Origin of the sequence: Jonesia denitrificans DSM 20603 (assembly GCF_000024065.1) — a bacterium.
GTDB lineage: Bacteria > Actinomycetota > Actinomycetes > Actinomycetales > Cellulomonadaceae > Jonesia > Jonesia denitrificans.
In genome coordinates this window covers 1881783-1899797 of the sequence record NC_013174.1, presented here as the reverse complement: position 1 = coordinate 1899797, position 18015 = coordinate 1881783, and the positions used below count along the sequence as shown (strand labels likewise).

The window sequence follows — 18015 nt, the reverse complement described above, 5'->3', positions numbered from 1 at the left end:
TATGAGCTTGTAGCGTCTGTCCTTTCTTGTTGGCCGACGCCCCGAGTCGGTTGGAAGGACAGTGTTGGTCGGAACAGAAGCAGAGCGTTCACGTGGAACGGCGTGGCGTATCTGGGATTTGCACATTCATACGCCTTCCTCGCTTGTTCAGCATTACGGTGCAGACACGGATCACATCTGGGATCGTTTCATTGGGGAACTGGAGGCGCTGCCACCGGACATCAGCGTCATCGGCATTAACGACTACTGGTTCCTGGACGGGTACAAGCGTGTTCTTGATGCCAAGAGGCGCGGCAGGCTTCAGAATATCGAAGCCATCTTCCCGGTGATTGAGATGCGACTCGACCAGTTCGGAGGCACGGCCGGGGACTTGTTCAGAGTCAACCTCCATGTTGTCTTTGACCCTGAGCTTGACGCCGACTTTATCCAAGCTCAGTTCATCGGCGCGCTACAACCAAAGATTAACCTCTCACCACTTCACGCAGGGCTAAAGTGGCAAGCTGTCATCACCAAGGATTCGCTTGCCGACCTCGGATCCAAGATCAAAAAGACTGTGCCTGAAAGCGAGAAGTCGAGGTACGGGTCCGATCTGATTGAGGGATTCAACAACATAAACGTTCGGCTCGAAGACGTGCAGGGCATTCTTGACGGACCGAACTTCAAGGGCAGGACGCTGGTCGGTATCGGCAAGACTGAATGGCGGAATATCAAGTGGAATGATCAGTCGATCGCTGCCAAGAAGAACGTGATCAATTCGTCGCACTTCGTCTTCACCGCCTACGAAGACACCGCCCGGTGGGCTAGTGATGTGCAGATGCTTAGGGAGAGCCAGGTCACCCACAAAGTTCTAGATTGCAGCGACGCACACTACTTCGCCGATTCGGACCAGAGCATGCGACTCGGTGAATGTCAGACCTGGATCAACACAACGCCGACACTCGCGGGGCTTGCCTACGCTATTGAAGAGTTTGATCGCCGCGTTTACGTAGGGCTTGAACCACCGGCCCTTAGCCGGATTCGGAGAAATCCAGAGCGGTTCATCGAGAGAGTTCGAATCAGCTCCGGGAAGCAAGAGTTTGACCTCTTCAACCATGACCTTCCGCTCAACTCCGGCTTTGTTGCTGTCGTTGGCAACAAGGGGCAGGGGAAGTCTGCGTTCCTTGATTGCATTGCATTGGGCGGGAACTCGTCGAGGAATAATGAGTTCGCGTTTTTGAGTCCAACTCGCTTCCTCAGCACGTCAAACCAGAAGAGCGCACGGCAGTACAGCACGGAACTCGTCTGGGCCACCGGAGCATCACGCAAGGTCCCACTCGATCAATCTCACGACCATGCGGTGCCGGTTTCGGTTGAATATCTGCCCCAGATGTTTGTAGAGCGTGTCTGTAATCTAGATCCTGAGACGGATGACTCCGATGAGTTTGAGCGCGAGCTTAGGACGGTGCTCTTCACCCACATTCCTGAGAGTGACAGGGCCGGGGAGAAGACCTTCGATGCGCTTCTCGCTCAAAAGACGCAGTCGTCACAAACGGACATCAGGAGGCTCAGAGACGAGCTTCGAGCAGTGGTTCGTCAATACGTGGCTGTGACAGACTTCCGAGCGAACAACAAGTCCACGGAGGTTCAAGGGCGGCTTGCTCTCAAAGAGTCGGAAGTCAATACTGCGAAAGCGGATGTCGATGCTGCTAAAGCCTTGCTAGCTCAGATTGACGCGGAGAGCAGGGATGATGGCGAGCTTGCGGCACTGAGGCAACAGTCGGAGGAAATCGAGGAAACGCGATCCGGATGGCTCACCAAACGTAGCAGCAACGATCATCAGCAAGCACAGGTGAAGCAACAGCTTGCTGCCATGGAAGTCCTCGCGCACAAGGCAGAAGTTATCCGTTCTGATGTTGCCGAACTTAATCGCCAGGCGGAAGAGGTTCTGCGTGGGGTTGTAACTGGGGAACCTTTCCTGCACTTGACAGTAAACAGTTCACGCTACGACTCCTGGCGAGCGGCCAGCGAAGCGCTGCTCGCGGATCTCAAGTCTGCTTCCGAAGTGCTTGGTCGGGAGCTTCAAGCGCTGGAGCAAGCTCGACGCGAGAATACAGACGCACTTTCTGCTGCAGACAGCGCCCGTGAGAGGGCACGCCAACGCGTACTACAGTCTGAAGAGCGCGTTGCTGCTCTGCTTGGTGACGAAAGCGATGAAGAGTCGCATGCGGGCCTCGCGGCTTTGCTCAAACGTATTGATGAAACACCCGCAAGGGTGGACGCGCTTCGCGCCGAGATCATCGAGCGTTCAGAGAACATCTACCGGGCACTGGATAGTCAGCTCCGAGCTGTTGAGAGTCTGTATGCACCGGCGTCTCACTTCATCGCTCAGTCGGAGGTAGTGAAGAACGCTGGGCTTGAGTTCAATGCAGAGCTTCGTCTCCTGTCTACGTGGAAGAGCGTGTCATCTGGACTTGATGGTCGTCGAAACGGTGACTTCACGGATTGGCTCACGGACCTTCCACAACGTCTTGAAGATACCTCATGGGAGCAACTCTCAGCACAACTAGCAGAGGCGTTGAGTCGCCTTGAGCGCGAGCGGGGCGAACAAGACGGCGAATTGAGGAACCCGTCAAGCGCGCTTCGAAACAGCACAACACTCGAGGCATTTCTGATGAGCATGTTCGATCTGTCTTGGCTCGAAGTTCGGTTTGGCCTGACTGGCGACGGACAACCGTTGTCGCAGCTGTCGCCAGGGCAGCGTGGCTTGGTGCTAGCGCTCTTCTACCTAGTCGTCGATCGTAGAATGACGCCTCTTCTCTTGGACCAACCGGAAGAGAACCTCGACAATGAAACCATCGCGTCGAAGTTGGTTCCCGCGATCCACGAGGCTGCCGGCAGGCGGCAGACAATTGTCGTTACACACAATGCGAACCTCGCGATTGTGGGGGATGCGGACCAGATCGTTCATTGCCAGGTGCAGGATCAACGGTTCACCGTGAGCAGCGGTAGTATCGCCGAACTAGACGTGGCGAAGTTTGCACTAAATATTCTGGAAGGGGCGAAGCCCGCCTTTGATAATCGTCGGCACAAATATGAGGCATTCCTGTCTCTCGTCTGATGGTCGCCCACGAGACCACCGCAGGTCCTCGCCATCCATTTTGTAATGGCAGCTGCACACGCGGCGCCAGAGATCACCTATAGGGATCCAAACGGAGAGGACTCGCGGATGTGCGTCAATCTGCCGGGTTGCTGGGAGTCGAGAAGAGTTCGCCGCCGAGCGAGGATTTTTGTTGCTGGTTGAGCAGATCGCGATTAGCCTTACGCTAAGTGCCACGGTCTCGCAACAGCACGCGAAGCGCCCATATTTCACGAGTGGCACGCAGAGGGCACGGCACCACTGCAACCCTTGAGAATCCGCGTAACTACGCGGCCCGCGACCAGTATTGGGAGTTCTGGGAAACTTTCTCTGGGGGCCCTGGCCGAAAAATAGGCTCGACCCCGCTGCAACCTACAGGAGGTCTCGCATGGAGACCAACGCTCAATTCATAGTTCATGTAAACAACTATGCCGACGGTGAAGCGTCACGAGTCCGTCCCTTCGCAGAGCACACTGACCGGCGGGTAGGTGGCCCTTTGTGTGCATCGCCGTCAGCTTGTTCATGACGTTGGAGAGCATCACCGTCTTGAGCTGGTGGATGATCTTTCCGCTGGGCATTGTTGGCAGCCTGCTCCACTTTGCGTTCGATTGGACGGGGCACAATCGGTGGGCCGCGATTTTCAGCGCAGTCAATGAAAGCTATTGGGAGCACATCAAGATCGCGATCTGGCCGACGATGCTCCTTCAGGTCATTTTGTTTGCGGCCGGTGGTTATCAGTACCCAGCCTTCATCCCGGCAGCGACTATCGCACTCTATTCGCTGCCGATCAGCATGGTGGGGTTGGTGTTTCTCTACAAGATGATCACGAAACGCAATGTTCTTTGGTTGGATATCGGCATATTCTTCGTAATCATCGCCCTTGCACAGACACTTTTTATCGTGGTGTTGGAGCAGTTGGCGGCGACATCAGTCACCATCGTTTTGGCGGCGCTATTTCTCGCAGGGCTGATCGCCGCATTTCTTCGGTTCACTTTGCGGCCGCCACAGGAGCCTGACGTCTTCATCGACCCGATTACCCAGAAGTATGGAATGCACGCACACCCGGATATCGGGTCAGACTCCAGCGCATCGTAGGAATCAAATCGTCAGTTCACGAGAGCGTGAGCTCCCAAGCGCCCGTCGACCATCTCGAAGATACGGTCACAATGTTCTAGTACCTCGCGATCGTGTGTGACCATGACCACGGCGACGTTGGCGTTGTGCGCGCGGTCGGCGAGTAATGCCACGACCTCGTGGCCGCGTCGGCGGTCAAGTGCGGCAGTGGGCTCGTCGACGAGGAGCAGGCTGGGTGTGTTGACGAGTGCGCGGGCGATGCCGACCCGCTGACGCTCACCGCCGGACAGTTGGCCCGGGCGATGCTTAGCGCGATGGGCCATCCCCACAGAGCCGAGGAGTGTTTCGACATCCACATGCCGGTCACCGGCGAGTCGACCGGCGAGGCGCAACTGGTCTGCTGCGGTCAGGGACGGGATGAGATTTCCGGACTGGAAGACGAAGCCGATATTGCGGAGGCGGAAACGGGTTGTTGCGCTCTTGGAGAGTTTGCTGATGTCGGTGCCATGCACTTGCACCGTGCCGCGGTCAGGCCGCGCCATGGCCCCGGCGATCGCCAGCAGCGAGGACTTGCCCGACCCGGAGGGCCCGACGATGGCGGCGAACTCTCCGGGCATCACCGTGAGGGATACTTCATCGAGTGCCCTGACCCGAGATTCACCATCACCGAGTTCCAAGACGACGTCAGTGATTTCTAAGCTCGGAGTCGTGTGGTCGTTCATCGTTGCCCTCCCAGGGCGCGCAGCGGATCGATGCGGGTGATGCGTAGCACGGCGATGGTGGCGCCGAGCATGCCGAGCAGAATCGTCAGTCCGGAGGCGATGGCGATGGGCTCGAACTCGAGATCGAAGGGCATGGCATCCGGCATTGCGGCGCCCATTCCGATCCCGGCCGCAACGCCGACCACGGTGAAGCCGACGAGGAGGATCGCTGCCTGAGTGAGGCTGTCGCGCACGAGGTAACGGCTGGAGGCTCCCATGGCGCGAAGGACAGCAATGTCGTGGCTGCGCTGAATGGTCCAGACCATGAAGAACGCTCCGACCACCAGCGCGCAGATGGCATACAGGAAGAACTGAATCATGCTCAATGTCAGCGTTTCCGCCTCGTACCCCGGGGAGGCATTGAACGCCTCCGTCAGGGTCATCGTGGTCGTCTCGGCTGTCACGTCGATGGTGGCAAAGTCGATGTTGGCGCCTTCCTCGGTCAGGATCGCGACGACACTCGCGTAACCAAAATCCATCTCGTCGATCTGGTCCGGAGTCGGCGCTCCAGGTTCTGCGAGCCCTGCGGCCATGAGGCGCCAGGTATCGATCGGGAGGTAAGCGACGTCGACATGCCCGAAGGTTGCCTGACCCTCTGTGAATCCGATCACGGTCAATTCAAGATCAAGCCGATCTAGAATCACCACCGTACCGAGTTCGACACCCTCATCGCGCAGCGGCTCCGAGACGATGATCCCCGCCACTGCACCAAGTTGCTCACCGGTTGACACGGCAGGCGAGAGGAAACCGTCTGGTTCGACACCGAACAGCGTCAAGTCAATCTGGGTTCCGTCGTCAGTCACGCCGTTGACGATGTTGACTCCCATCGGCTCGGCGGCGGCAACATCATTGGCGTTCTGCCAGGTTTTGAGTTGCTCATCGTCGATGACGGATCGGCTGAAGGCATTGTCCTTCATTGTGCCTTCGTCAAACGCGAAGGCCGTCGCGGGCATGGCCTTGAGGCCGGAAACACCGTCATTGACGAGGCCGGAGGAGAGACCGGAAAGGAGGACGACGAGCACGGAGATCAGTGCGATCACTGTACCCATGAGCGCGAATCGGCCACGCGCAAAACGCAGCTCGCGCAGAGCAAGAAACATGGGAGACCTTTGATCGGGATTTTACCGACACACTGTCGGAACTTTCGGTCGCAAGTATTTCATCTCGATCCCGCTGTGCCAAATCGGCACCACACAGCAGGCAGTTCCTCAACTCAGGTGATGAGCCCCTGTGTGAGGAGCCGAAAAACGTCGGCGGCAACTTGCTCGTGGTCGACGCCGTGCGCGACCAGTTGGACCCCAGCGTTGAGGACGCCGTGGATGAGGATGATTGAGGTTTGCGAGGAGTCCATGCCGAGGCCGGTGAGTACGCGGATCACCGGCCTGAATAGCGCGTCGTGGAGGGCCATGAGCTCGTCGACCTTGCTCGGAGTGAGATCGGCCTCTCTCACGATCGCCGCAATCTCATGCTCGCCGTCAGCAGTCATGCGCATCGTTGCAGCGACGAAGGCCTGAAGCTCGGCAGTCCCGGGCTCAACGGCATGCAACTCCTCTTCAATCTCGGCATCCCAGCGCTCCATTGCGCTGATGGCGATCGAGACCAGGAGGTCATCCTTGGAGGGAAAATAGTCGTAGAAGCTCGAACGTGCGATGCCAGCGCGTTCGCTCACACTGGTCGGCGAGAACTTCGCCAAGCCACCGGATCGCAGGATGTTTTCGCCGGCAATTATGAGAGCTTCGCGTTGCGAGGCGCGGTGCTCGGCGACGGTGGGAGCGGTGATCTTAGGCATTGGTCACCAATCTTCTTTCGTTCGAATCGCGACTGCACGCTGATCCGGCGCGTAGTCGCCCTATGGTCTCACTACCGCCAAACCGTCGCCAAGAGGACGTTGACAACGGTGAGCACGCCGATCGTGGGCAAGACCCACGCCGCAACCGACTCCTTCTTCCTGTTCATCAGAGCGATGACAATGATCGCTACAAGCAACAGCAGCTTCGCGCTGATCTTCATGTTATTCACGTCGTTGCCCAGCGGATACTGCAATCCGACAAGCACGATGCCCGTTACCAGCATCGTCCACGCACCATGCATCATCGCCGGGAGCACGCGAGCCGTGTGCTCCCGCATTGGCTTCACTTGATAGACGACACCGCCAAGAAGTGCGACGACACCGATGATGTGCACTGCAAGGACAACATTCTTGAGAATTTCCATGCACTCATCTTACCGACAGCGCGTCGGCAAGAGCGCCTTGGCGGACCCCGTCCATGCGACGCGATGCGCGGTGTAGGTGACTCAAGGCACCGTATACCGTAGCCGTATGACCGTCGACGATTCGTCACAACATTTGGATGAGCCGCACCGTGCGGGCCTGGCGCAGCGCCTGAACTGGCTTCGCGCAGGTGTCCTTGGGGCAAACGACGGTATCGTTTCGACGGCGGGAGCACTCCCGGTCCTGCTGGCTGGATCGGCAGCCTTGGTGGGTGGTGCGATCTCGATGGCGCTTGGCGAGTACGTCTCTGTGTCAAGCCAGCGCGATACTGAGCATGCGTTGATCGAGAAGGAACGCGGAGAGTTAGCCACAGATCCAGACGCTGAGTTCATCGAACTTGTCGGTCTGTTCGAAGCCCGAGGGTTGAGTCGGGAGACGGCGACGCTCGCGGCATCCGAGCTGACCGAAAAGGATGCACCAGCGGCACACCTGGCCGTCGAGCTGAATATCGATCAGGACGACGTCGTCAGCCCGTGGCATGCGGCGCTTGCGTCGGCGGTCGCCTTCATTCTCGGTGCGTTACTGCCAATGGCTACGATCCTCTTCTTGCCGCACCCGGAACGGATCATCTGGACGTTTGCCGCGACAATTTTCGCGTTGGCGATCACCGGCTATGTTGCGGCATGGATCGGCGGCGCACGACGGTGGCGTGCGGTACTTCGCACGGTGATCGGTGGCGCTTTGGCGCTCGGCGCGACCTTCTTGGTTGGCTCTCTCTTTGGTGCCACTGTCCTGTAGCGAGTTGCGAACGCCGTGTGCTCCGCATCGACGGGGCCCACTAGCGGGCGCACCGGGAAGCGCAGAGGTTGCCTTCACGATGGGAATGGAGGGCGATGATGGGCAGTGAGGGCGCCACCGTTGCCGCTCTCGCCGTGGATGGCTACCCTAGAAACGTGCCACACGCGGGAAAGACCTCAGAAAACTCAAAGTGGCACGCAGAGGGCACGGTACCCCTGCAACCCCCGAAGATCCGCAGAATCACGCGGCCCGCGACGAGGACTGGGACTTCTGATCGCCTTGATCTAGCTCGCCCCTGAAAACGGTTGATAAAAGGCCCGCACCCGCGTGTTGTTGCGGGTGCGGGCCTTGTGACGTGCACGCTGTGTGATGGTGCCGGGGACACCCAAGACCAGGAGCCGCCACGTGCAGTGTCCTGGTCTGAAGCCGTTTTTAGAGGGACTGCACCGTTGTGGTGGGCAGGGTGAGGATCTCAGCGCCGGTCTCTGTGATAGCGATGGTGTGTTCTGTGTGGGCGGTTCGGCAACCGGTGGCGCTGCGCAGTGTCCACCCATCAACGGGGTCAGTGACCAGTTCGTTGGTGTCAGCCATCACCCAGGGTTCTATGGCAAGCATGAGCCCTGGACGCAACTGGTAGCCACGCCCGCGCTGCCCATCATTAGCCACGTGTGGGTCCTGGTGCATGGTGCTACCAATCCCATGCCCACCAAATTCGGTGTTGATCAGGTAACCCGCTTCGGACAGAACATCACCAATCGCGGCAGACAAATCACCGATGCGGGCCCCCGGTGCGGCAACCGCAATTGCCGCCGCCAATGCCCGCTCCGTGGTCTCAATCATGCGCAGATCCTCAGGGTTACGGCGCTGCCCGACGATGAAACTGATTGCTGCATCGGCTGCGACACCCTTGTGGACAATAGCCAGATCAAGGGTGAGCAGGTCACCGTCAACAAGGACAGTGTCCCGCGGCATTCCGTGGAGGACAGCGTCATTGACTCCCGTGCAAATGTAGTGACCAAAAGGGCCACTGCCAAAGGACGGCGCGTAATCGACATAGCATGAGGTGGCACCCGCGCCAAGGATCATGTCCTTTGCCCACTGATCAATTTCTAAAAGGTTCGTGCCCACCTGGCAGCGCTCTTTGATGCTGGCGAGAATATCGCCGACAAGCCCACCGGTGACACGGGCACGGTCAATTTCCGCTGGACTCAAAATTTCGATCATCGTGTCGCTTCCCTTGTCAGCACACCAGGTGTTACGCGTCGATTGAGTGGTCTTGCCCAATGGGAGGCAGCGCCGACCACGGAAAGGTAATCCACTCGTCGGTCACCTTCCAGGAGTAGTCCGGGGTGATCAGCGAGCGTGGTTTTGTGTACAACACCGCTGACCGGGCTTCGGACCCTTGTTTCGCGAGCATGTCCATGACCAGAGCAAGGGTGCGCCCCGAGTCGGCGACATCGTCCACGACAAGAACTTTTTGGTCCGCGAGTTCTTGAGTGTCCATCAACGGAGGCAGCAGACGCGGGTCGGTGAGCGTTTGACCAATGTCGGTGTAAAACTCCACGTTCATGGTGCCCACGCCCTTCGTGCCCAGCGCGTAAGCCATGGCACCACCGGGAACCAGACCTCCACGGGCGATCGCAACCACCACATCGGGAGTAAAACCGGAGTCCACAACCTGTTGTGCAAGTTGCCGCGTGGCGATCCCAAACTCGTCCCAATCAAGGACTTCGCGGATGCCGTGTTCTGTGACGATCTCTGCCATGTTCCTACCCTAAGGGGTGAGTAAGCGGCAGGGCGCCAATCTGCGCCCTGCCGCTACACATCACACTGCTGAATTGTGGTGGGGTTAGTTCACACCGAGGACATCGACAACAAAGATGAGGTCACCCAACGGTTGACCAGAGTCGCTGGTTCCTTCTCCTTCACCGTAACCCATGTCACCTGGGACAATGAGCATAACTTGGGAACCAATGGGAACCCCGGCCAATCCTTCAGACCACCCTTGGATGACCTGCATCAGTTGGAAGCCCATGGGCTTTCCGCGTTCCCAGGACGAATCGAATTGGGTGCCGTCAAGCTGCCACCCGGAATATTGCGACCATACGAAGTCCATCTCACCAACTTCAGGTCCGTCACCCTTCTTCAAGGTGATGACCTGGAGTTCGTCGGTGCCCTTGTAACCGTCGGGGATTTCTACGGAAGGCTTTCCGGTGTCGTCAAGGGTGACTTGTGGTAGTGAGTCGTCGTCTTGGGCGACGTCTTCACCCTGTGCTGAGGTGGGGACGCTTTGTTCAATTTCGACGACGTACACGTAGGCGGGCTGTGTGGTGCCGCCTTCTTCAGTGGCTTCGACTCCCGGCTGTCCGAGCAGGACAGTACCGCCAACACCTGCTTCTGTCATCGCAGCCACGAACGACGCGGGGATTTGGGTGGGGTCAAGAAGCAAGTGGGTGAGGGCGTCATTGTCGTAGGTGGAGTTTGTTGCGGATGCGTCCTCACCGGAGTACACAGACATGTTCACCGCAACGAGGTTACCTTCAGCAAGTTCTCCGCCGTCACCCTGTTCCGCCGTGTAGGCGGCGTTTCCTTCAAATGTCAGGGGGCCGTCAAAGGTGACTTCTGGTTTGGCGTCATCCGATGTGGTGACACTGACCTTTTCGAGTGTCGCTTTGTCAGCGTCGGAGGTGGTGTCAGTTGCCCCGTCCGTTTGGGTTTCGGTGGCGCTGGGGGCGTCGTCTGCGCTGTCGTCCGAGGAGCAGCCGGTCAGAGCGAGCGTTGTGACTAGCGCGGCAGCCGCCAGTGAACGCAATGGGCGGATCTTCACGTGTGTGTCCTTCACGGTTGGGGTTGTGCTGTTGCTTCACTGTAACGGTGGTTTCTGAGTGTTCGCTGGGTCGTTCGCTCTGGGTGGCTGGGCGCGGCACAATAGAGGTATGCCTTCGTCTCGCCGTTCCTCGAAACGCCCGTACTCTGCCGCGCATCGTCCTCTTGAGATGCAGCGGGCGACGGGTGGGCGCCGTCAGGTGACGCGTCACGGTGAGGAGTGGACGGTGCAGCCGGTGCGGGGCAACGAGAAGGAGTATGTCTGCCCGGGGTGCCATCATCGGGTTGCGCCGTGGACGGCGCATGTGGTGGCGTGGGCGAATGAGTCAATTTTTGGTGAGCAAGCTGCGTTGGATGCTCGCCGACATTGGCACACGCACTGTTGGTCCATTGCGGAGTAGTGAACCCGTGAGTGAAAGGTTGTGAGCATGATGGCGAACGAGGCGTTGGTGACGCACACGTACCGGTCAGGTACTGCTGGCACGCTTGTGTTGTTGCACGGTTTTCCGGTGGATTCACGGATGTGGGACGCAGTTGTTCCGCACTTGCCTCAGCAGTGGGGGGTGATGGCTGTTGATTTGCCAGGTTTGGGTCACTCACGTGGGGTGTTACCGCAGCCGCCGTCGTTGGCGTCGTCTGCCCAGTTGATTGTTCCGCTGATCGATGCGCTGCCTGGCCGCGTTGTTGTGGCCGGTTTGTCGATGGGGGGCTACGTCACGATGGAGTTGTTGCGGCGTGCTGGTGACCGTCTTGCTGGGGTGGTGTTTCTTGACACCAAAGCGGAGGCGGACACCCCGGCGGCGGCGGCGAAGCGCCTCGAGGTTGCTGACCAGGTGGAGCGCGAAGCGTCGGTGTCCGCTGTGCTGGGGATGGCAGCTGCCACGGTGGCGCAGCCGTTGCGTGCTGACCGGGACCGGGAGGTAGCGTTGCTCGCGCAGTGGATCAGTGAGCAAGACCCGGCGGGGGTGGCGTGGTCTCAACGCGCTATGGCGTCCCGGGATGATTCGTTTGATGTGGTGCGTGGTTGGGATCGTCCAGCGTTGGTGCTGCGTGGAGAGCACGATGCGCAGTCTGATGACCAGGTGATGCGTGCGCTCGCGCAGGCGTTGCCCAATGCGCGGTTTGTGGAGATTCCTGCTGCTGGGCACATGACTGCGGTGGAGCAGCCTGGTGCGGTTGCTCGTGAGGTCACTCGTTTTTTAGTGGGCCTTTAGTTGTGTTGTGTGACGTCGTTGGCAAGGACACGGTCGAGCGCCTCGCTGAGGTCAAGTGATTCGCCGTCGCGGCCGCCTAACCCCAACACCAGTGGCGGGTCGCTGGGTTCGACTGTGACACCGCTGAAGCGTGCAAGGAGGGATCCTTGCACGCTGAGTACGTAAAACTGTCCGTCGGTGTCGAGGGCAACTGAGTGGTTGTTTTTCAGGTACCAGCCCACGTGTGGCGTGCGGTAGGTGGTAGACCCGTTGTAGGACCGTGCTTTGAGGGGCACGGGTGCAGGGCCGTGTTCCTTGACTTGGGTGAGGAAACCAGCAATGAGTGTGCGTGCTTGCTCAGTTTCTCGTTCTCGCCGTCGTTGGAGTTCGGCTTCAAGGTGAAGGGCGTTCGCAGTTTTTGTGTCACGCCAGTTGGCGTTATTCATGCTTTGCCCCTGTTCTTCTTCGGTTGGGGTGCGGTGGCTTTGGGTGGGTGTGGTGTGGTTCCGGGCAGGGGGATTTGCCCGGTGTTCGCGGAGAGTGGTTTGGGTCGCCCGGACGCTGCTTTGCGTGCTGCTTGTGCGGGGGTTTGGTAGCCGGGTGAGCTGGGGCCGGTGTCTTCTTCTTCGTCGAGGATGTCGTCGGCGAGGGCAGCGTCTTCGGCTTCTTCTTGGGCGTCGAGTTCAGGGTTGGTCGGTGGTGGTTCGATTGGCGATGCGCTGGTGGCTTCGTCGGGTGTGGCAGCGACCGGCGCTGCGGCCTCGGCAGTGTCCTCCTGACTGTGGGCGTCAGCGGTTTCGTTGTCGATCGCTGGGGGCGCATCGTCAGTAGTGGTGCTGGGGGTGTCGTCACGGTTGTCTGGGCCGGGGACAAATTCGTCCACGGACGCAGGTGAACTGGTCACCTCGGCGTTGCTCGGTTCTGCCAGTTCCGCGGGTGATGGTGCGGACGGTTCGGTGCCGTCCACACTGTCCGCTGTGACGTCACTGGCGACAACAGTGTCATCACCGTCGAGTGCGGCGACCTCGTCAATGTTGTCGAGGTCTTCGTGGTCGCCCAGGGTGTTGAGGTCAGCGGTGAGTTCTGCGGTGCGTTGTTCTTCCGCTGCTTGGAAGTTTTCTTCCACGACAGCAACTTTTTCGAGCGTTGCCTGGGAGGGGACTGCTTCAGCGGCCAGGATGGAACGTAGTTCGTCAAGGTAGGTCGCGATGGATTCTTTTTGCCGGCTGAGGTCCTCAACTTGTCGGCGCGCTGCAGCTGTGGTGCGTTCGGCGGTCATCTTTGCTTGCAAGATGATGTCGTCAGCTTGGTCGCGTGCATCGGCAACAATGTTTTCGGCGCTGCTACGAGCCTGGTCCGTGGTGTCTTTGGCGTAGGTGTCGGAGTCCGCGCGAATACTTTCAAATGTGGCAAGTGCTTCTGCGGCACGACGTTCAGCTTCAGCAGCGTGTTGTTCCGCTTCAGCGATGAGCCGGTCAGTTTCTGCTTTGGTGCGTGCGTGGAGTTGTGAGTCAGCCAATTGTGCTTCCTCATGCCGTTGCGCAATATCGAGATCGGCTTGTGCTAGTTGTTTGCGGGCGTCATCGAGCATGGCAGTTGACTCGGTGCGTGCGTTGTTGAGCATGTCTTGTGCCGTGCGTCTGGCGTCTGCGAGTTCACGTTCGACGGTGAGGCGGGTGTGTTCGCGCAGTTCCGCGAGTTCGCGTTGGGTTGCGTCGCGCAGTTCGTTGGTGTCGCGTTCGGCGGCTTCTCGTAGTTCGGTCACTTCGCGTTGCGCGGTTTCGCGCAGGTGAGCTGCTTCTCGATGTGCTTGTTCGAGGGCTTCGTTTGCTTCGCGTGTCGTGCGAACGTGGTGTTCGTTGAGTTCTTGTTCGAGGATGCCGCGTTGGCGGGTGATTTCTTGTTCTTGGGTTTGGCGGAATTGGGCGATCTCAGCTTCGGTTGCTTGTTTGAGTTCCCCAAGTTCGCGGTCGAGTTCGGCGCGGCGTTCGTCAACTTCGCGTTGCATTGCGGCGCGCATCTGGGCGACGTCGTTTTCGGCGTTTTGCCGTAGCTCGGTGGTTTCACGTTCTGTGGTGGAGCGTAGTTCGGCGACGTATTGCTCAGTGTTGGACCGCAGTTGTGCGGTCTCAGCGTCGGTGCGGTGTCGTAGCTCAGTCGTTTCTGCCTCAGCGGTTGACCGAAGGTTCGTGACGTAAATCTCAGTTTCTTCGCGCAGTGCTGTGGTTTCTTCAATGGCGCGCGAACGCATCTCTTCGATTTCTTGCTCGCTTCGCACTCGGAACTCGGTGATCTCGCGTTGCGTTGTAGCGCGCAACGCCCCTAGTTCACGTTCCAAACTGGTACGGCGATCAGTTTCTTCAGTGGCGATAGCAGTGGAAATACGTGCCGCTTCGCGTTCCGCTGATCCCACGAGTTCCTCGGCGCGTCGTTGCGCCGATGTGACAGCAGATTCTGCTGCTTGAGTGGCGGATCTGCGGGCTTCTTCGGCGTCACGGCGGGCGGCTGTGAGGAGTTCAACAGCTTCTGTTTCCGCGCGACTACGCATTTGGGTCGCAGCTGCTTCGGCTTGTGTGGTGACGTCATGGGCGTGCTTCTCAGCCTGGCTGAGAATGTCACTGGATTGTTCCTCAGCGGTGCGCATCAACTGTTCAATGCGCGAACCGAGTCCCGAGTATGACGGGCGTTCCATCTCATCGAGCTGTTTGCGTAACTGGCTCAACTGTTCCTGGAGGGCGGAGTTTTCCGCGGCCAGGCTTTGCGTTTGAGACTCCACCTGACCAGTGTGTTCACGAGCTTGGGCAAGTTGTCGTTCCAAAGATGCGATGTGGCCGTCAACTTTTTGGCGGTCGTATCCGCGCATCGCAAGGGGGAACGAGGGGATGTCTTCAGCCACTGTGGCCTCCAGGCTCATGGGTGTCAGGGGGACTGCTTCCCCTATTCTAGTAAGGAGGGGGCATGGAATCCTGCTCAGTGACGCGCTACACCCACCGAAACGTGACCCAACACACAACTGTAGGCCGGATTTCCGCGTCAAGCGAATACTCGTGAAGAGGTGTGGGCAAGGATGTGCAGGTCGTGGTTGGGTAGAGGATATCTGAAGCGAGCCGGGTAGGCTGGGTCAGTCGTCTTGAAGGGGCATGGTCAATTGCGCAAGAAGCTGTTACCCGTAGTGCTCATAGTTCTCGGTTGTGTGGTCGCCGGACTTGGTGTCGCATCAGGCACCATCTGGAGGCCAGAGTCAATCGTGACCCTTGGTGTGCCCGCCTCGAGTGAGGGGCGTTATGTCATGACTGCACCGGGGGTGCTCGGGCAAATTAGTGACACCGTCACCGTTGAAGCGCGAAGCAGCGCCGACACCGATGTCTCCCTCGCGGTTGCCCGCGTGTACGACGCACAAGGATGGCTGGCCAACGAGCCTTACCTAGAAATTACCGGAGTGGACACCTGGGAATCTCTTGGGTCACGCGTTGTCAGTCCCGCAAACACCGAGAACGGCGAAAACGCAGACGCTGACGCCGAAGCCGAGGAACCAGCGAACAACGAAGACGCTGAGGTCGCTGACGGTGAAGAGCAACCCGCAGGCCCAGCGTTGGAATCTTCCGATATGTGGTTCGAAGCAGTGACCGGGACCGGCTCAATCCAGGTGGAACTCACCTCCGTCGCCGACCCCATCGTCATTATTGCTGGAAGCACCAACCCAGACGGGGCGCCAGCGGTCAACCTCACCTGGGAGCGCGAGGTTCCTACGCCCCTGATGATGCCAGGCATCATTGTGGGCGCGATCATTATGCTCGCCGGAGTCATTGTGTTAGTGATGACTGCCCGCCGACCAGCATCGCCCACCGCTGTTGCTCCCACACGTTCTCGTAGTGCACACTCAGCACACTCGGCAGCCTCAGTCCAGTCTGCTGGTGCAACCCCATCCAAGCTGTCCCGCCTGAGCAAGAAAAAGGCGACGCGCCGCACGAAGAAATCCGCCCCCAATGCACCAAGTAGCGCATCGACTGCTGCACCATGGGATGCAGCCGCAACCGGTGCACCTGCTCCATCGAGTTCCACACCCACCCAAGCAGCAATGCCATGGGATGCGACCACGACCGGAAATCAACCACAACGCGACACCCACGGTGCACCAACAGGAAAGAGCACAGGCTTCCAACCCGCTGGCTCCGGTGCCCATCACAACCCCACAGTTGAAGGTGGCGCCCCCGCTGCCCGCACGGCTGCGGGAATCACCGCACGCACCGGGTCGATGCCCACTATCGGTGCACCACCACACGCCACCCCCGCATCGGCACGCTCCGCACACTCAGCTGCCAGTGAGAACCCCCGTGAAGGATCACGCACCGGGTTGCCCTACGGGCTCACCCCCGAGGCTGCCTCCATGCTCGATACCGGGACGTTGCAAGCCATTGGCTTCACCCGAAGAGAACTCCGGGAACTGACCGACCGGCAACGGCGTCCCAACACCTCGGGAATCCCAACCGTGTCTGCACCAGGCCAACCATCCCACCACCAAGGTGAACCGTGGTTGCCACGAGAAACCCAAACCAGCGCCTCGAACTGGCGTGCCGCCTGGGGGCTCTCCTCCGAAGCGACCCCTACACCAGACACCCGGATGCGTCCCGGCCAATACTCACACACCGACGACGACGCCCACGTCGTCGACGAAGCCCTCGCCCGGCACCAACGCCAACAAGGGAGCATCCCTTCGCGTGGCACTGGTGAGCCTGCCTACACCCCCGGTCCCCGCAGCGGGGGCCCTCGCCCCCACAACTCTGCCCCCGAACAACGCACGGGAACCTCCGCTGGTTCGGCAAAGCAGCACACCGCTGCCACCCCACCCACAGACAACCAAGCCGCACAACCGGCACCACGCCCGGGAACGCGACGCGCGCTCTACCAGTCATACCGTGACGCCGCCGCACAACAAGCCCGTGACAACGACTCTGGCACGTCCTAAGGAGTGAGCCACGTTGAGAAACTCCCAACGCTTCACCACAATCCTCACCTGCATCCTCGCGGGCACGCTCATTGCCGGGTGCACCCCGGATGTACCAGCGCTCGATGTTGACCAAGAACTCGTTGAAGCAGAAACCCCTGCCCTCACTGACGTCCAGATGGCTGAGGTCACCCAAGTCGTGGGTGAAGCGCTCGGCGCTGCAGACGCGGAAAAAGACACTGAGGCATTGGAGCAACGGGTCACTGGGCCGGCATTGAAAATCCGGCAAGCCGAGTACCGCATCGCCACAGCGCAAAAGAGTGACGATTCACTGTCAGAACTTCCCGCAACCATGCAGTCGGTCTTCATGACAAACAGCCAAGGGTGGCCACGAACAATCTTTGCGGTTTCAGAACGCCCGCAAAACCTTGAAGCAGAACGGTTCGTGGTGTACACACAAGAATCTGCGCAAGACAACTATGAACTGTGGGGTTGGTTCCCCCTGTTCCCCGGGATTACCGTGCCGACGTTCCCTGCATCAGGAGTGGGGACACAAGAACTTTCCGAGCTTGATGAGACACTCCAGCTCGCCCCAACTGACGCGATCAACCAGTACGTGTCATTGCTCAAAAAACCCTCGGGAGACGCAAAAGACACGTTCAATATTGAGAACGATACATTTGTGAAGGAAATCTCCGACCTCCGCAAATATATGAAGGACGCGGCAAAACAGGTCGAGGGTGAGTATAAAGAGAGCATCAAACCCTCCGATGAGTGGCATGCACTGCGCACAATCGACGGCGGCGCGGTGATTGTCACGTCCATTGAACTGGCTGGAACTCTCAAAGGTGAGTCAGGAGCCTTAGTCACCCCGTCCGCCATTGAGAAAGCGTTCCTGAAAAAGGATGCAAAAGTGAAGAACGCGCTGACAGTGAAACGAACTGCGATCATTGGTGTGTACGTTCCTGCCAAAGAACAAACAACGCAACCGTATGTGCTTGGCAGGCTCTTGAAGACCACAGGCGCATCAATTCCCGACTAAGTGGCCCATGTCAGTGAAAGCCCACGACGGCCACACTGTGCGACAACAA

16 protein-coding genes are annotated in these 18015 nt (G+C 59.0%); 7 read left to right on the top strand and 9 right to left on the bottom strand.

Annotated elements, in window-relative coordinates:
- The first annotated feature begins 64 nt into the window (after positions 1-64).
- Both JDEN_RS08810 and JDEN_RS13040 read left to right on the top strand, forming a co-directional pair.
- Entirely contained in the window at positions 65-3097 is a 3033-nt protein-coding gene (locus tag JDEN_RS08810; RefSeq protein WP_105597334.1) for a TrlF family AAA-like ATPase, read from the top strand.
- Positions 3098-3613: 516 nt separating this feature from the next.
- Positions 3614-4210, top strand: coding sequence for a DUF6512 family protein (locus tag JDEN_RS13040; protein WP_226926566.1), 597 nt, complete (start codon positions 3614-3616; stop codon positions 4208-4210).
- An 11-nt stretch (positions 4211-4221) separates the two neighbouring features.
- Here JDEN_RS13040 and JDEN_RS08800 read toward each other — a convergent pair whose 3' ends face one another.
- The 4 genes from JDEN_RS08800 to JDEN_RS08785 form a co-directional block, all read right to left on the bottom strand.
- Positions 4222-4911, bottom strand: coding sequence for an ABC transporter ATP-binding protein (locus tag JDEN_RS08800; RefSeq protein WP_015772018.1), 690 nt, complete (start codon positions 4909-4911; stop codon positions 4222-4224).
- Positions 4908-6050: an ABC transporter permease gene (locus JDEN_RS08795; RefSeq protein WP_015772017.1), complete on the bottom strand. Its 1143-nt coding sequence runs from the start codon at positions 6048-6050 to the stop codon at positions 4908-4910. The genes JDEN_RS08800 and JDEN_RS08795 overlap by 4 nt, the downstream gene beginning before the upstream one ends.
- Positions 6051-6163: 113 nt before the next feature.
- Entirely contained in the window at positions 6164-6739 is a 576-nt protein-coding gene (locus JDEN_RS08790; RefSeq protein WP_015772016.1) for a TetR/AcrR family transcriptional regulator, read from the bottom strand.
- A 71-nt stretch (positions 6740-6810) separates the two neighbouring features.
- Positions 6811-7164 (bottom strand): hypothetical protein, encoded by a 354-nt coding sequence (locus JDEN_RS08785; protein WP_015772015.1) that lies wholly within the window; start codon positions 7162-7164, stop codon positions 6811-6813.
- Between the two features lie 106 nt (positions 7165-7270).
- Between JDEN_RS08785 and JDEN_RS08780 the strand changes: the two genes are divergently transcribed.
- Entirely contained in the window at positions 7271-7960 is a 690-nt protein-coding gene (locus tag JDEN_RS08780; protein WP_015772014.1) for a VIT1/CCC1 transporter family protein, read from the top strand.
- Positions 7961-8392: 432 nt separating this feature from the next.
- Here the strand turns inward: JDEN_RS08780 and map are convergent, their stop codons facing one another.
- The 3 genes from map to JDEN_RS08765 form a co-directional block, all read right to left on the bottom strand.
- A complete protein-coding gene (gene map / locus JDEN_RS08775) occupies positions 8393-9184 on the bottom strand; it encodes a type I methionyl aminopeptidase (protein ID WP_015772012.1) in 792 nt (263 codons plus the stop codon).
- A 31-nt stretch (positions 9185-9215) separates the two neighbouring features.
- Positions 9216-9725 (bottom strand): phosphoribosyltransferase, encoded by a 510-nt coding sequence (locus JDEN_RS08770; protein WP_015772011.1) that lies wholly within the window; start codon positions 9723-9725, stop codon positions 9216-9218.
- Between the two features lie 84 nt (positions 9726-9809).
- Entirely contained in the window at positions 9810-10787 is a 978-nt protein-coding gene (locus JDEN_RS08765) for an FKBP-type peptidyl-prolyl cis-trans isomerase (RefSeq protein ID WP_015772010.1), read from the bottom strand.
- A gap of 109 nt (positions 10788-10896) precedes the next feature.
- On the opposite strand from JDEN_RS08765, the gene JDEN_RS13460 reads away from it, so the two are divergent.
- Complete coding sequence (locus JDEN_RS13460) at positions 10897-11187, top strand: hypothetical protein (RefSeq protein WP_015772009.1); 291 nt, start codon at positions 10897-10899, stop codon at positions 11185-11187.
- Positions 11188-11214: 27 nt separating this feature from the next.
- Entirely contained in the window at positions 11215-12000 is a 786-nt protein-coding gene (locus tag JDEN_RS08760) for an alpha/beta fold hydrolase (protein WP_015772008.1), read from the top strand.
- Here JDEN_RS08760 and JDEN_RS08755 read toward each other — a convergent pair.
- Together JDEN_RS08755 and JDEN_RS08750 are read right to left on the bottom strand one after the other, a co-directional pair.
- Positions 11997-12425: a hypothetical protein gene (locus JDEN_RS08755; protein WP_015772007.1), complete on the bottom strand. Its 429-nt coding sequence runs from the start codon at positions 12423-12425 to the stop codon at positions 11997-11999. The two genes, JDEN_RS08760 and JDEN_RS08755, sit on opposite strands and share 4 nt — an antisense overlap.
- The gene (locus tag JDEN_RS08750) at positions 12422-14893 is read right to left on the bottom strand and encodes a hypothetical protein (RefSeq protein WP_143713284.1); all 2472 of its coding nucleotides are present in this window, start codon (positions 14891-14893) and stop codon (positions 12422-12424) included. Before JDEN_RS08750 ends, JDEN_RS08755 begins: the two co-directional genes overlap by 4 nt.
- 333 nt (positions 14894-15226) lie before the next feature.
- Here JDEN_RS08750 and JDEN_RS08745 point away from each other — a divergent pair, with 333 nt between their 5' ends.
- Positions 15227-16945: a hypothetical protein gene (locus JDEN_RS08745; RefSeq protein ID WP_015772005.1), complete on the top strand. Its 1719-nt coding sequence runs from the start codon at positions 15227-15229 to the stop codon at positions 16943-16945.
- 13 nt (positions 16946-16958) lie between these two features.
- On the top strand, positions 16959-17966 hold the full coding sequence (locus tag JDEN_RS08740) for a hypothetical protein (RefSeq protein WP_041287886.1): 1008 nt from the start codon (positions 16959-16961) through the stop codon (positions 17964-17966).
- The last annotated feature ends 49 nt before the right edge of the window (positions 17967-18015 follow it).